Origin of the sequence: Streptomyces sp. NPDC053755, from assembly GCF_040677675.1 — a bacterium.
GTDB lineage: Bacteria > Actinomycetota > Actinomycetes > Streptomycetales > Streptomycetaceae > Streptomyces.
The window spans coordinates 18,590-32,073 of record NZ_JBFASK010000025.1; the positions used below are offsets into that span (position 1 = coordinate 18,590).

General features: G+C 69.9%; 12 protein-coding genes. 6 read left to right on the top strand and 6 right to left on the bottom strand.

Annotation, left to right across the window (positions count from 1 at the left end; genetic code table 11):
- Nucleotides 1–298: 298 nt before the first annotated feature.
- The 3 genes from ppdK to AB0K65_RS22830 all read right to left on the bottom strand — a co-directional run bounded on the left by ppdK (nt 299) and on the right by AB0K65_RS22830 (nt 5,034).
- Nucleotides 299–3,010 carry a pyruvate, phosphate dikinase gene (gene ppdK, locus AB0K65_RS22820; protein WP_365719318.1) on the bottom strand — a complete coding sequence of 904 codons (2,712 nt, stop codon included), beginning with the start codon at nt 3,008–3,010 and terminating at the stop codon, nt 299–301.
- Between the two features lie 419 nt (nt 3,011–3,429).
- A complete protein-coding gene (gene dusB / locus AB0K65_RS22825; RefSeq protein ID WP_365719320.1) occupies nt 3,430–4,566 on the bottom strand; it encodes a tRNA dihydrouridine synthase DusB in 1,137 nt (378 codons plus the stop codon).
- Between the two features lie 240 nt (nt 4,567–4,806).
- Nucleotides 4,807–5,034, bottom strand: a complete 228-nt coding sequence (locus AB0K65_RS22830) for a DUF6243 family protein (protein ID WP_365719322.1) — start codon at nt 5,032–5,034, stop codon at nt 4,807–4,809.
- A 252-nt stretch (nt 5,035–5,286) separates the two neighbouring features.
- Between AB0K65_RS22830 and AB0K65_RS22835 the strand changes: the two genes are divergently transcribed.
- Nucleotides 5,287–6,321 carry an aldo/keto reductase gene (locus AB0K65_RS22835; RefSeq protein ID WP_365719324.1) on the top strand — a complete coding sequence of 345 codons (1,035 nt, stop codon included), beginning with the start codon at nt 5,287–5,289 and terminating at the stop codon, nt 6,319–6,321.
- A gap of 32 nt (nt 6,322–6,353) precedes the next feature.
- Complete coding sequence (locus AB0K65_RS22840) at nt 6,354–6,938, top strand: TetR family transcriptional regulator (protein ID WP_365719326.1); 585 nt, start codon at nt 6,354–6,356, stop codon at nt 6,936–6,938.
- A gap of 121 nt (nt 6,939–7,059) precedes the next feature.
- Here AB0K65_RS22840 and AB0K65_RS22845 read toward each other — a convergent pair whose 3' ends face one another.
- Entirely contained in the window at nt 7,060–8,442 is a 1,383-nt protein-coding gene (locus AB0K65_RS22845) for a glycine--tRNA ligase (protein WP_365719328.1), read from the bottom strand.
- 176 nt (nt 8,443–8,618) lie between these two features.
- Here AB0K65_RS22845 and AB0K65_RS22850 point away from each other — a divergent pair, with 176 nt between their 5' ends.
- The 4 genes from AB0K65_RS22850 to AB0K65_RS22865 are packed head-to-tail and all read left to right on the top strand — an operon-like array spanning nt 8,619 to nt 11,785.
- Complete coding sequence (locus AB0K65_RS22850; RefSeq protein WP_365719330.1) at nt 8,619–9,623, top strand: zinc ABC transporter substrate-binding protein; 1,005 nt, start codon at nt 8,619–8,621, stop codon at nt 9,621–9,623.
- 29 nt (nt 9,624–9,652) lie between these two features.
- Nucleotides 9,653–10,417 (top strand): metal ABC transporter ATP-binding protein, encoded by a 765-nt coding sequence (locus tag AB0K65_RS22855; RefSeq protein WP_365719332.1) that lies wholly within the window; start codon nt 9,653–9,655, stop codon nt 10,415–10,417.
- Between the two features lie 10 nt (nt 10,418–10,427).
- Nucleotides 10,428–11,327 (top strand): metal ABC transporter permease, encoded by a 900-nt coding sequence (locus tag AB0K65_RS22860; protein ID WP_365719465.1) that lies wholly within the window; start codon nt 10,428–10,430, stop codon nt 11,325–11,327.
- Between the two features lie 47 nt (nt 11,328–11,374).
- A complete protein-coding gene (locus AB0K65_RS22865) occupies nt 11,375–11,785 on the top strand; it encodes a Fur family transcriptional regulator (RefSeq protein ID WP_365719334.1) in 411 nt (136 codons plus the stop codon).
- Between the two features lie 73 nt (nt 11,786–11,858).
- Here AB0K65_RS22865 and AB0K65_RS22870 read toward each other — a convergent pair whose 3' ends face one another.
- Together AB0K65_RS22870 and recO are read right to left on the bottom strand one after the other, a co-directional pair.
- Nucleotides 11,859–12,683: an isoprenyl transferase gene (locus AB0K65_RS22870; RefSeq protein ID WP_365719467.1), complete on the bottom strand. Its 825-nt coding sequence runs from the start codon at nt 12,681–12,683 to the stop codon at nt 11,859–11,861.
- A gap of 19 nt (nt 12,684–12,702) precedes the next feature.
- Nucleotides 12,703–13,452: a DNA repair protein RecO gene (gene recO, locus AB0K65_RS22875; protein ID WP_365719336.1), complete on the bottom strand. Its 750-nt coding sequence runs from the start codon at nt 13,450–13,452 to the stop codon at nt 12,703–12,705.
- Nucleotides 13,453–13,484: the final 32 nt, after the last annotated feature.

Here is a 13,484-nt window from a genome sequence, read left to right on the forward strand (position 1 = left end):
GGCGCGGCCACCGGGTGGGGATCCGGTGGCCGCGCCCAGCTCGTTCTTTGCGGTACCAATCGTGAAAAGGTTCAACGGCGAATAATCCAACCGCGCGTAATTGAACAGGAACTCACATCCTGCCCAACACCCGGGTGCGGGACGAACCGGCACTATGCGCGCGGACGAAATACGACGGGGCGGACACCTCCGCACAAGGTGTCCGCCCCGTCTCTCTTGCGACCCGGAGCCGCCGCCCGCCGGTGAGGGTGGTGGTGACCGACGGCGGCTCCGGTGGCCTTTGCTACTGAACGGAGGTTCAGCGGCTGTCGCTGCCGCTCGACTGCGCCGCCGCGCGGCCGGCCTCCAGGCGCGCCACCGGGATCCGGAACGGCGAGCAGGAGACGTAGTCGAGGCCGACCTCGTGGAAGAAGTGCACCGACTCCGGGTCGCCGCCGTGCTCGCCGCAGACGCCGAGCTTGAGGTCGGGGCGGGTGGCCCGGCCGGCCTCCACCGCGCTGCGCACGAGGGCGCCGACGCCGTCCTTGTCGATGGTCTCGAACGGCGAGACACCGAAGATGCCCTTCTCCAGGTACGCGGTGAAGAAGCTGGCCTCCACGTCGTCCCGGGAGAAGCCCCACACCGTCTGGGTGAGGTCGTTCGTGCCGAAGGAGAAGAACTCCGCGGCCTCGGCGATCTGGCCGGCGGTCAGCGCGGCACGGGGCAGCTCGATCATGGTGCCCAGCGCGAGCTTCAGCTCGACGCCGGTCTGCGCCTGGACCTCGGCGATGACGCCCTCGGCCTCCTCGCGGACGATCTCCAGCTCCTGGACGGTGCCGACGAGCGGGATCATGATCTCGGCGCGCGGGTCGCCCTTGGCGTCGATCCGCTGGGCCGCGGCCTCGGCGATCGCCCGCACCTGCATGGCGAAGAGGCCGGGGATGACCAGGCCGAGGCGGACACCGCGCAGACCCAGCATCGGGTTCTGCTCGTGGAGCCGGTGCACGGCCTGGAGAAGCCGCAGGTCGTTCTCGTTCGCGTCCTTGCGGGACTCGGCGAGGGCGACACGGACCGACAGCTCGGTGATGTCGGGGAGGAACTCGTGCAGCGGCGGGTCGAGCAGCCGGACCGTGACGGGCAGGCCGTCCATGGCCTCGAACAGCTCGATGAAGTCCTGCTTCTGCTGCGGCAGGAGGGCCTCCAGGGCCTCCGTGCGCTCCTCGTCCGTGTCGGCGAGGATCAGCTTCTCGACCATCTCGCGGCGCTCGCCGAGGAACATGTGCTCGGTGCGGCACAGGCCGATGCCCTGGGCGCCGAAGCGGCGGGCCCGCAGCGCGTCCTCGGCGTTGTCGGCGTTGGCCCTGACCCGCAGCCGGCGGACGCGGTCCGCGTAGGCCATGATCCGGTGCACGGCGGAGACCAGCTCGTCGGCGTCGTCCGCACCGGCGTGCATGCGGCCCTCGAAGTACTCGACGACCGGCGAGGGTACGACAGGTACCTCACCGAGGTACACCTTGCCGGTGGAGCCGTCGATGGAGACGACGTCGCCCTCCTCGACGACCTGCCCGCCGGAGGTGGTCATCCGGCGGCGCTTGGTGTCCACCTCGAGTTCCTCGGCGCCGCAGACACAGGTCTTGCCCATGCCGCGGGCGACGACGGCGGCGTGCGAGGTCTTGCCGCCGCGCGAGGTCAGGATGCCCTCGGCGGCGATCATGCCGTCCAGGTCGTCCGGGTTGGTCTCACGGCGGATCAGGATGACCTTCTCGCCGGAGCGGGACCACTTGACGGCCGTGTACGAGTCGAAGACGGCCTTGCCGACGGCCGCGCCCGGCGAGGCGGCGATGCCGCGCCCGATCTGCTCGACCTTGGTGTTCTCGTCGAACTTCGGGAACATCAGCTGGGCGAGCTGGGCGCCGTTGACGCGCTGGAGCGCCTCGGCCTCGTCGATCAGGCCCTGGTCCACGAGCTGGGTGGCGATCCGGAAGGCGGCCCCGGCGGTGCGCTTGCCGACGCGGGTCTGCAGCATCCACAGCTGACCGCGCTCGATCGTGAACTCGATGTCGCAGAGGTCCTTGTAGTGGGTCTCGAGCGTCTCCATGATCTGCATCAGCTGGTCGTACGACTTCTTGTCGATGGACTCGAGCTCGGCGAGCGGCACGGTGTTGCGGATACCCGCGACGACGTCCTCGCCCTGCGCGTTCTGCAGGTAGTCGCCGTAGACGCCCTGGTGGCCGGAGGCGGGGTCGCGGGTGAAGGCGACGCCGGTGCCGGAGTCCGGGCCGAGGTTGCCGAAGACCATCGAGCAGACGTTCACGGCGGTGCCGAGATCGTGCGGGATGCGCTCCTGGCGACGGTAGAGCTTGGCGCGGTCGGTGTTCCAGGAGTTGAAGACGGCCTCGATGGCGAGGTCCATCTGCTCGCGCGGGTCCTGGGGGAAGTCGCGGCCGGCCTCGGCCTTCACGATCTTCTTGAACTGCTTGACGACCTTCTTCAGGTCGGCGGCGTCGAGGTCGGTGTCGACGGTGACCTTCTTGCCGGCCTTGGCCTCGTCGAGCGCGTCCTCGAACAGCTCGCCCTCGACCCCGAGGACGGTCTTGCCGAACATCTGGATGAGGCGGCGGTACGAGTCCCAGGCGAAGCGCTCGTCCCCGGCCTGGGCGGCGAGACCGGCGACGGACTCGTCCGACAGGCCGATGTTGAGGACCGTGTCCATCATGCCGGGCATCGAGAACTTGGCGCCCGAGCGCACGGAGACGAGCAGCGGGTCGTCGGCCTGGCCGAGCTTCTTGCCCATCTTCTGCTCGAGGGCGTCGAGGTGCGCGCTCACCTCGTCGCGGAGCTCGACCGGCTCGGAGCCGCTGTCGAGGTAGACCTTGCACGCCTCGGTGGTGATCGTGAAGCCGGGAGGTACCGGCAGGCCGAGGTTGGTCATCTCGGCCAGGTTCGCGCCCTTACCGCCGAGGAGGTCCTTCAGGTCCCTGTTGCCCTCGGTGAAGTCGTACACGAACTTCTGATCTTTGTTTTCCGACACGGGTCTCGACTCCTCGACGACTCGGTGGCTGCCCTGACGGCGAGGAACATACCCAGATCGAAGGCTTCTGGGGAGGTACGCCTAGCGGTCATCGGGGCTTAACCACCCGTCCGCCACCAGATCGAAAGTAACCGAGGGGTAGCTTCCGCTTTCAGACTCCGAAGCCCACTTGACTCATTCCTGGGCTTACGCGCTCAGGTGAGCGCCTGGGCGGGCACTTGCGTTCATCTTCTGAACACAAGAGGGGTGGCACCCAGTGCCACCCCTCCAGGAGTCCAACGCCCCGTAATCCGCTCATCTGAGCACACCCCCTATCAAGGGTGGTGAGGATCACGCCGCGAAATCGGCTTGTTTCCCATCATCCGGACGGGACGAGGGCCGTTCGCGGACAGCTCCGGATCGCGGGCTCCCCGCCCGCGTCAGCCCCCTGACGTGTCGAGTTCCGCCTCCTCGCCGACGCCGGCGCAGTCGTAGGGGTCCTTGAGCCAGCCGTCCGGAAGCACCACCCGGTTGTTCCCCGACGTGCGCCCCCGGGGGCCGTCGGCGCCCACCGGCCAGGGCTGGTCCAGGTCCAGCTCGCTCAACTGAGCGCTCAGCTCTTCCAGGGACGAGGTGATCGCCAGTCTCTTGCGCATCTCGGACCCGACGGAGAAGCCCTTGAGGTACCAGGCCACGTGCTTGCGGAAGTCGATGACCCCGCGCGACTCGTCCCCGAGCCACTCGCCGAGCAGCCGCGCGTGCCGGACCATCGCGTCCGCGACCTCCCGCAGCCCCGGCTGGGCGTAGGAGCCGCTGCCCTCGAAGCCCGCGACGAGATCGGCGAAGAGCCACGGCCGGCCCAGGCACCCGCGTCCCACGACCACACCGTCGCAGCCGGTCTCGCGCATCATCCGCAGCGCGTCGTCGGCCGACCAGATGTCGCCGTTGCCGAGCACCGGGATCTCCGGCACGTGCTCCTTGAGGCGCGCGATCGCCTCCCAGTCCGCCGTGCCGCCGTAGTGCTGGGCCGCCGTCCGCCCGTGCAGGGCGATCGCCGTGACGCCCTCCTCCACGGCGATGCGCCCGGCGTCGAGATAGGTGATGTGGTCGTCGTCGATGCCCTTGCGCATCTTCATCGTGACCGGCAGGTCGCCCGCGTTCGTCACGGCCTCGTGCAGGATCGCGCGCAGCAGCGGCCGCTTGTAGGGGAGGGCCGAGCCGCCGCCCTTGCGCGTGACCTTGGGCACCGGGCACCCGAAGTTCAGGTCGATGTGGTCGGCCAGATCCTCGTCCACGATCATCCGGACGGCCTTGCCGACCGTCACCGGGTCGACGCCGTACAGCTGTATGGAGCGCGGCTTCTCGCTGTCGTCGAACCGGATGAGCTGCATCGTCTTCTCGTTGCGCTCGACCAGCGCCCGCGTCGTGATCATCTCGCTGACGAACAGCCCCTTGCCGCCGCTGTACTCGCGGCAGAGGGTGCGAAAGGGGGCGTTGGTGATGCCGGCCATCGGGGCGAGCACCACCGGCGGCTGCACGATGTGCGGCCCGATGGCGAGAGGGGAGAACGCGGTCATGGGGCCATTGTCGCGCACCGTCGAACACTTCCGTCCGTGCACGGCCGGCTCCGCTCCCTCCCGGATGGCACAGGGTGTCTCGCCCGCGGCGACGCTGCCACGCGCCCTCGCCGCCCTTCACTCCTCGACGGTGGGCGACAGGCGCGGCCGGGCCTCGCGCGGTCCGGGCGCCGCGGAGGGGCCGCGCACGAGGGGCCCGGACCGCCTCCGCGACCCGGGCCCTCCGCGTCCTGCCCGCTCCTACTTCCCGCCGCCCGTGGCGCCTTCGGCGCTCTGCGCGGCTTCGGCGCTCTCGGCGCTCTCCGCACCCAGCGCGCGCTCGCGCATCTTCCTCAGCAGCTCCTGCTTGTGGTCGACCGCCGCCTTGCGGTCGGCGCTGCTGGTCCGGACGGCGCCCTGCTGGTCGGCGCGGGACAGCTTCTTGCGCTGTCCGCCGACGCCGAGGAGGTTGTTGCGGCCCTTGGACATGGGGTTCTCCCGTCAGTGAGGAATGCGGTGGTCGATCGGCCGGAGCCGCGCGGGGGTTGCCCGCGGCGCTCTCACTCGTAGATCTGGAAGAACGAGGACATACCGCAGACGCTACCTCCCCGCCGTGAGGGGGTCACGCCGTTTTCCCTTCCGCATGAGGAATGACAGACATTGAAATCTGTCAGTCGTCATGTCATGGTTGTCATGCGTCGCTCCCCCGGCGCTTCGACTCCCTCTTCCGAGGAGACCTCCATGACCTCCGCCCGCACCCTCCCCACCCGCGCCCTCGGCACCACCGGCCCTCAGGTCTCCGCCCTCGGCCTCGGCTGCATGGGCATGTCCGCGCTGTACGGCGAGAGCGACCGCGCCGAGTCGATCGCCACCCTGCACGCCGCACTGGACGCGGGCGTCACGCTCCTGGACACCGGCGACTTCTACGGCATGGGGCACAACGAACTCCTGATCAACGAAGCCCTGCGGACAGCCCCCGCCGCCGCCCGTGAGAGGGCCCTGACCAGCGTGAAGTTCGGCGCCCTGCGCACGGTCGAGGGCGGCTTCACCGGCTACGACGGCCGCCCGGCCGCGGTGAGGAACTTCGCCGCCTACTCCCTCCAGCGTCTCGGCACGGACCACATCGACATCTACCGCATCGCCCGCGTCGACCCCGACGTGCCGATCGAGGAGACCGTGGGCGCCATCGCCGACCTGGTCGCGGCCGGCCACGTGCGGCACATCGGCCTCTCCGAGGTCGGCGCGGACACGCTGCGCCGGGCGGCGGCGGTCGCCCCGATAGCCGACCTCCAGATCGAGTACTCCCTGCTCTCCCGCTCCATCGAGGAGAAGATCCTCCCGACCGCCCGCGAGCTGGGCATCGGCATCACGGCGTACGGCGTCCTCTCGCGCGGCCTGATCAGCGGCCACTTCGCACGTGACCGTGAGCTGGCTCCGGGTGACTTCCGCGGGATGAGTCCGCGCTTCCAGGGCGACAACCTCCACCGGAACCTGGACCTGGTGGACCGGCTGCGGGCCGTCGCCGAGGCGAAGGGCGTCACGGTCGCGCAGACCGTGATCGCCTGGGTCCTCGCCCAGGGCCCGCGGCGCGGCGCCGACATCGTGCCGCTGATCGGCGCCCGCCGCCGGGACCGCCTCGCCGAGGCGCTCGGCGCCCTGGACGTGACGCTGGACGCCGCCGACCTCGCCGCGATCGAGCGGGCCGTCCCGGCGGGCGCCGCGGCCGGCGAGCGCTATCCGGCGGCCCAGATGGCCCACCTGGACAGCGAGCACTGATCCGCTCGGTGGCTGACAGGTACTGTCATTCCATGCCCACCGAGACCCTGACCGCCGAGCGCATCCTCGAAGTCACCGAGGAGGTGCTGCGTCGCTACGGCCCGGCGAAGGCCACGGTCGTCGACGTGGCACGCGCCCTCGGCGTCAGCCACGGCAGCGTCTACCGCCACTTCCGTACGAAGGCGGCTCTGCGCGAGGCGGTGACGGGACGCTGGCTCTCGCGGACCGAGGCCGCCCTCGCGGACGTGGTCGCCGCCCCGGACCGGCAGGCGCCCGACAAGCTGCGGGCCTGGCTCGCCACGCTGTTCGAGGCCAAGCGGCACAAGGCGGGCGACGACCCGGAGCTCTTCGCCACCTATCAGGTGCTGCTCGGCGAGAACAGCGGCGTGATCGAGGAGCACGTGAGCGTGCTGGTCGGCCAGGTCCGCCGCATCGTCGAGGAGGGCGCCCGCGAGGCGGAGTTCACCACGCCCGACCCCGAGGCCACGGCCCGCGCCGTCTTCGACGCGACCGCCCGCTTCCACGACCCCGCCTACGCCCCGGAGTGGCGCCGCCCGACGATCGACGCCGAATTCGACGCGGTGGTGGACCTCCTGCTGCGCGGCCTGCACGCATAGGCCCCGGCGGTCCCGCCGGGACGGCGGCGCGCGCGCGCCTTCCGCACGGTCGCGACGCATGCCGAGAGGCCCCCGGTTCCAACAGGGAACCGGGGGCCTCTCGGTGTCGGCGGTGCGCTCGTCAGCAGCCGAGCAGGCGGCTGCCGAGGTAGCCCTGGATCTGGTCCAGGGAGACGCGCTCCTGCTTCATGGTGTCGCGCTCGCGCACGGTCACCGCGTTGTCGTCCAGGGTGTCGAAGTCGACGGTGACGCAGAACGGCGTACCGATCTCGTCCTGGCGGCGGTAGCGGCGGCCGATGGCGCCGGCGTCGTCGAACTCGATGTTCCAGTTCTGCCGCAGGTCGGCGGCGAGGCCCTTGGCCTTCGGCGACAGCTGCGCGTTACGGGACAGGGGAAGCACGGCGACCTTGACCGGCGCGAGGCGCGGGTCGAGGCGCATCACGGTGCGCTTCTCCATGACGCCCTTGGCGTTCGGGGCCTCGTCCTCGTTGTAGGCGTCGAGCAGGAAGGCCAGCATGGCGCGGCCGACACCGGCGGCGGGCTCGATGACGTACGGCGTCCAGCGCTCCTGGGTCTCCTGGTCGAAGTAGATGAGCTCGTTGCCGGAGGCCTTCGAGTGCGCCTTGAGGTCGTAGTCGGTGCGGTTGGCGACACCCTCGAGCTCGCCCCACTCGCTGCCGCCGAACTGGAAGCGGTACTCGATGTCGGCGGTGCGCTTGGAGTAGTGGGAGAGCTTCTCCTGCGGGTGCTCGAACCAGCGCATGTTCTCCTCACGCATGCCCAGGCTCGTGTACCAGTTCCAGCGCTGCTCCATCCAGTACTCGTGCCACTGCTCGTCCTCGCCCGGCTTGACGAAGAACTCCATCTCCATCTGCTCGAACTCGCGGGTGCGGAAGATGAAGTTGCCCGGAGTGATCTCGTTCCGGAAGGACTTGCCCATCTGCGCGATGCCGAACGGGGGCTTCTTGCGCGAGGTCTGCTGCACCTGGCCGAAGTTGGTGAAGATGCCCTGCGCGGTCTCGGGGCGCAGGTAGGCGACCGAGCCGGAGTCCTGGGTGGGGCCGAGGTGGGTGGAGAGCAGACCCGAGAACTGCTTGGGCTCCGTGAAGGTGCCCTTGTTGCCACAGTTGGGGCAGTTGAGGTCCTTGAGGCCGTTCTCGGGGAGACGGCCGTGCTTCTCCTCGTACGCCTCCTCCAGGTGGTCGGCGCGGTAGCGCTTGTGACAGGAGGTGCACTCGGTCAGCGGGTCGGTGAAGGTGGCGACGTGACCGGACGCCTCCCAGACCTCGGTGGCCAGGATCACCGACGAGTCGATACCGACGACGTCCTCGCGCGCGGTGACCATGTAACGCCACCACTGACGCTTGATGTTCTCCTTCAGCTCGACACCCAGCGGTCCGTAGTCCCAGGCGGCCTTCTGGCCGCCGTAGATCTCACTGCACGGGTAGACGAAGCCACGGCGCTTGCTCAGGCTGACGATGGTGTCGATCTTGTCGGCGGCCACGGTGCTCTCTTCATTACGACGACGAAGTGCGAATGCCTCAGATTACCGGCGCCGCCACCCCCCGTATCAAATCGGTTCGGCCCCCGAGCCCGCCCGGGACCGCCCGGGCCGACCGTGGGCGGGACCACAGGAAGCACAATTGACAATCGTTTCCAGTTTTGTTGAAAATGAGTGTCATGAACGTACGTCGCCTGATACCCACCACCGCCGTCGCCGGAGCCGTCACCCTCGGCCTTCTCACCCTGTCCGCCTGCGGCGGGACCTCCGGCGCCGCCGACAAGGCGAGCGACGGCAAGCTGAGCGTGGTGACGTCGTTCTACCCCATGCAGTACCTGGCCGAGCAGATAGGCGGGGACCACGTCTCCGTCGACACCCTCACCGAGCCGGGCGTCGAGCCGCACGACCTGGAGCTGAAGCCGAGGCAGATCGGCGAGCTCGGCGAGGCCGACTACATCCTCTACCTCAAGGGCGTCCAGCCCGCAGTCGACGAGGCGATCAAGCAGGCCGGCGTGAAGCACACCGTCGACGCCGCCACCCTGACCACCCTCGAGGAGCACGGCACCGAGGCCGGGCACGACCACGCCGGCGAGACCGCCGAGGAGCACTCCGCCCACGAGGGCGAGGCGCACGCCGACGAGCACGGCCACGCGTCCGAGGCCGGCGCCGACCCGCACATCTGGCTCGACCCCGTGAAGTACGCCGAGGTCGCCAAGGGTGTCGGCGCCTCCCTGCAGAAGGCCGACCCGGACCACGCCGCCGACTACCAGAAGAACACCGACGCCCTGGTGAAGAAGCTCGGCGACCTGGACACGGCGTTCGAGAGCGGCCTGAAGAACGCCACCACCCGGACCTTCATCACCACGCACTCCGCCTTCGGCTACCTCGCCGAACGCTACGGCCTGGAGCAGGAGGGCATCACCGGCATCGACCCCGAGTCCGAGCCGAGCCCCGCCCGGATCAAGGAGCTCCAGGAGACCGCGAAGAAGGACAAGGTCACCACCGTCTTCTTCGAGACCCTCGCCAGCGACAAGACCGCCAGGACCCTCGCGTCCGACACCGGACTGAAGACGGACGTCCTGGACCCCCTGGAGGGAATCACGGACACGTCCAAGGGCGATGACTACATCGAGGTCATGCGGTCCAACCTCGCCGCGCTGAAGACGGCGCTCGGCGCCAAGTGACACCCACGTACGTATCGGAGGCACGAGCCATGGGCATGGATCCCGTCATTTCCGTCCGGGGAGCCACGGCCGCCCTCGGCTCGCGCCCCGTCCTGCGTGGCATCGACCTCGCCGTGCACCGCGGCGAGGTCGTCGCTCTGCTCGGCGCCAACGGCTCGGGCAAGTCGACGGCCGTCCGTGCGGTCATCGGCCAGGTGCCGCTGACCGGCGGGTCCATATCCCTGTTCGGTACGGAGCAGAAGCGGTTCCGCGACTGGGCCCGCGTCGGGTACGTACCGCAGCGCACCACCGCCGCCAGCGGTGTGCCCGCCACGATCCGCGAGGTCGTCTCCTCCGGCCGGCTCTCCCGCCGCAAGCTGGGCTGGCCGGCCAAGGCGGACCGGGCCGCCATCGAGCGGGCCATCGAGCTGGTCGGCCTGGCCGACCGCGCCAAGGACTCGGTGAGCGCCCTCTCCGGCGGCCAGCACCAGCGGGTCCTGATCGCCCGCGCGCTCGCCTCCGAGCCCGAGCTGCTGATCATGGACGAGCCGATGGCCGGGGTGGACCTCGCCAGCCAGGAGATCCTCGCCCGGACCCTGCGCGAGCAGGTCGCCGGCGGCACCTCCGTCCTCCTCGTCCTGCACGAACTGGGCCCGCTGGAGCCGCTGATCGACCGGGCCGTGGTCCTCCGCGACGGCTGTGTCGTGCACGACGGCCCGCCGCCGCAGGCCGTGGGACAGCACGCCCTGCCCGGCCACGACCACGTCCATCCGCACGCGGCCGACGAGCCGCTCCGCACGGGTCTGCTGACCTGAGGAAGCTGACCTGATCATGGAATTCCTCGAACCCGCCTTCATGCAGCGGGCGCTCCTCGCGGCCGTCCTCGTCGGCATCACCGCCCCCGCCGTCGGCATCTACCTCGTCCAGCGGCGCCAGGCTCTGATGGGCGACGGCATCGGCCATGTCGCCATGACCGGCGTCGGCCTCGGCTTCCTGCTGAACTCCAGCCCCGTGTGGATGGCGACCCTGGTCGCCGTCGCCGGTTCGGTGACGATGGAGCTGATCAGGGCGTACGGCAGGACCCGCGGCGACCTCGCGCTCGCCCTGCTCTTCTACGGCGGCATGGCGGGCGGTGTCCTGCTGATCAACCTCTCGCCGACCGGCTCCAACGCCAACCTCAACTCGTACCTCTTCGGGTCGCTGTCCACCGTCTCCACCGAGGACGTCACCGCGATCAGCGTCCTGGCGGCGTTCGTGGTCCTGGTCACGGTCGGTCTGCGCCGACAGCTCTTCGCGGTCAGCCAGGACGAGGAGTTCGCCCGCGTCACCGGCCTCCCGGTGCGGGCGCTGAACCTGCTCGTCGCGGTCACCGCCGCCGTGACCGTCACGGTCGCGATGCGGGTGGTCGGCCTGTTGCTGGTCAGCGCGCTCATGGTGGTCCCGGTCGCGGCGGCCCAGCAGCTCTCGCGGTCCTTCCGTACGACGTTCGTGCTCGCGGTCGTGATCGGCACCGGGGTCACGCTGGGCGGCACCGTCACGTCGTACTACCAGGACGTGCCGCCGGGTGCGACCATCGTGCTGCTCGCGATCGCCGTCTTCATCGCCCTCACCCTCCTCGCGACACCGCTGGCCAGGCGCCGTGCCCGGGCCGCCGAGGCGGCTTCGGCGGAGTGCGACATGGCGGTTCCGGTCACCCGCAGGCCGACGGACGACGTCACGCTGTAGCGGCCTGGCAGAATGACGGGGGCAACGGAGACAACAAGGAGGCCCCTGTGGCGACGGCAGGACCCCCCGTACGCGGTCGCTCGACCAAGCAGCGGGCCGCTGTGTCGGCCGCACTGAACGAGGTCGACGAGTTCCGCAGCGCCCAGGAGCTGCACGACATGCTCAAGCACCGCGGTGACTCGGTCGGCCTGACCACGGTCTACCGCACGCTCCAGTCCCTCGCGGACGCGGGCGAGGTCGACGCGCTGCGCACCAGCGAGGGCGAGACCGTCTACCGCCGCTGCTCGACGGGCGACCACCACCATCACCTGGTGTGCCGGATGTGCGGCAAGGCGGTCGAGGTCGAGGGCCCGGCGGTGGAGCAGTGGGCGGAGACGATCGCGTCCCAGCACGGCTTCGTGAACGTGGCCCACACGGTCGAGATCTTCGGCACCTGCGCGGAGTGCGCGGCGAAGTGACGTGAGACCCGGCTCGAGGAGAGGGCCCGCACCGGATGTCCGGTGCGGGCCCTCTCCGTGTCCGGTCAGCCGGTCACGCCTTGTCGAGGACGGCCATGTCCTCCGCCGAGACCCCGCCGAAGCGACGGTCGCGCGAGGCGTACTCGACGCAGGCCCGCCACAGGTCGCGGCGGTCGAAGTCCGGCCACAGCACGTCCTGGAAGACCATCTCCGCGTAACTGCTCTGCCAGATGAGGTAGTTCGAGGTGCGCTGCTCGCCGCTGGGGCGCAGGAAGAGGTCCACGTCCGGCATGTCCGGGTAGTAGAGGTACTTCTGGAAGGTCTTCTCGTTGACCTTCGCCGGGTCCAGCTTCCCCGCCGCCACGTCCCGCGCGATGGCCTGCGCCGCGTCCGCGACCTCCGCGCGGCCGCCGTAGTTCACGCAGAAGTACAGCGTCATGGCGTCGTTGCCGACGGTCTGCTCCTGGGCGACCTGGAGCTCCTGGACGACCGACTTCCACATCTTCGGCATCCGGCCGACCCAGCGGATGCGGATGCCTAGCTCGTCCATCTCGTCCCGCCGGCGGCGGATGACGTCGCGGTTGAAGTTCATCAGGAAGCGGACCTCCTCGGGGGAACGCTTCCAGTTCTCGGTGGAGAAGGCGTAGAGGGAGAGGTTCTTGACGCCCATCTCCAGGCAGCCCTTGAGCACGTCGAGGACGACGCCCTCACCGACCTTGTGGCCCTCGGTGCGGGGCAGGCCGCGCTCCTGGGCCCAGCGGCCGTTTCCGTCCATCACGCAGGCCACGTGGTTGGGCACCAGCTCGGCGGGGAGCTTCGGCGGGGTCGCGCCGGACGGGTGCCGCTCGGGGACCTTGTACTCCCGGCGCTGCCGTCCGAGGATTCCGCGTCGTGCGATGGCCATGGCGATGGATCTCCTAGCTCTTCTCTACATACCGCAGTGAGCGCAGGCCGCGCTCCAGGTGCCAGTGGAGGTAGGCGGACACCAGTCCGCTGCCCTCCCTGACGTGACGCGGCTCGCACGCGTCCGCCGTCGCCCAGTCGCCGGTGAGCAGCGCGCTGAGCAGGCCGATGGCCTCCGGAGAGGGTACGACGCTTCCCGGCACCCGGCAGTCGCCGCATATGACGCCGCCGGCCGCGACCGAGAAGAACCGGTTGGGGCCGTGGATGCCGCATTTCGCGCAGTCCTCGAAGCTGGGCGCGTAGCCGTTGACCGCGAGCGAGCGCAGCAGGAACGCGTCCAGGATGAGATGGGGCGCGTGCTCGCCGCGGGAGAGGGTCCGCAGGCCACCGACGAGCAGCAGGTACTGCTGGACGGCCGGCTCGCCCTCGTTGTCGGTGAACCGCTCCGCCGTCTCCAGCATCGCCGTCCCGGCGGTGTACCGGGCGTAGTCGGTGACGATCCCGCCGCCGTAGGGCGCGATGGTCTCGCTCTGCGTGCACAGCGGCAGCCCGCGCCCGACGAGGTCGCTCCCGCGCGCGAAGAACTGCACGTCCACGTGCGAGAAGGGCTCCAGCCTCGCCCCGAACTTCGACTTCGTCCGCCGCACCCCGCGCGCCACGGCGCGGACGCGGCCGTGGCCGCGCGTGAGGATCGTGATGATGCGGTCCGCTTCGCCCAGCTTCTGGGTGCGCAGCACGATGCCGTCGTCGCGGAACAGACTCATGCGCCCATTCTCGCGTACGGATACGACACCCC

Coding starts and splice junctions, on each gene's coding strand:
- AB0K65_RS22855 (WP_365719332.1), top strand. CDS start 9,653: ATGGGCATGGATCCCGTCATTTCCGTCCGGGGAGCCACGGCCGCCCTC.
- AB0K65_RS22850 (WP_365719330.1), top strand. CDS start 8,619: ATGAACGTACGTCGCCTGATACCCACCACCGCCGTCGCCGGAGCCGTC.
- AB0K65_RS22840 (WP_365719326.1), top strand. CDS start 6,354: ATGCCCACCGAGACCCTGACCGCCGAGCGCATCCTCGAAGTCACCGAG.
- AB0K65_RS22830 (WP_365719322.1), bottom strand. CDS start 5,034: ATGTCCAAGGGCCGCAACAACCTCCTCGGCGTCGGCGGACAGCGCAAG.
- dusB (WP_365719320.1), bottom strand. CDS start 4,566: ATGACCGCGTTCTCCCCTCTCGCCATCGGGCCGCACATCGTGCAGCCG.
- AB0K65_RS22835 (WP_365719324.1), top strand. CDS start 5,287: ATGACCTCCGCCCGCACCCTCCCCACCCGCGCCCTCGGCACCACCGGC.
- recO (WP_365719336.1), bottom strand. CDS start 13,452: ATGAGTCTGTTCCGCGACGACGGCATCGTGCTGCGCACCCAGAAGCTG.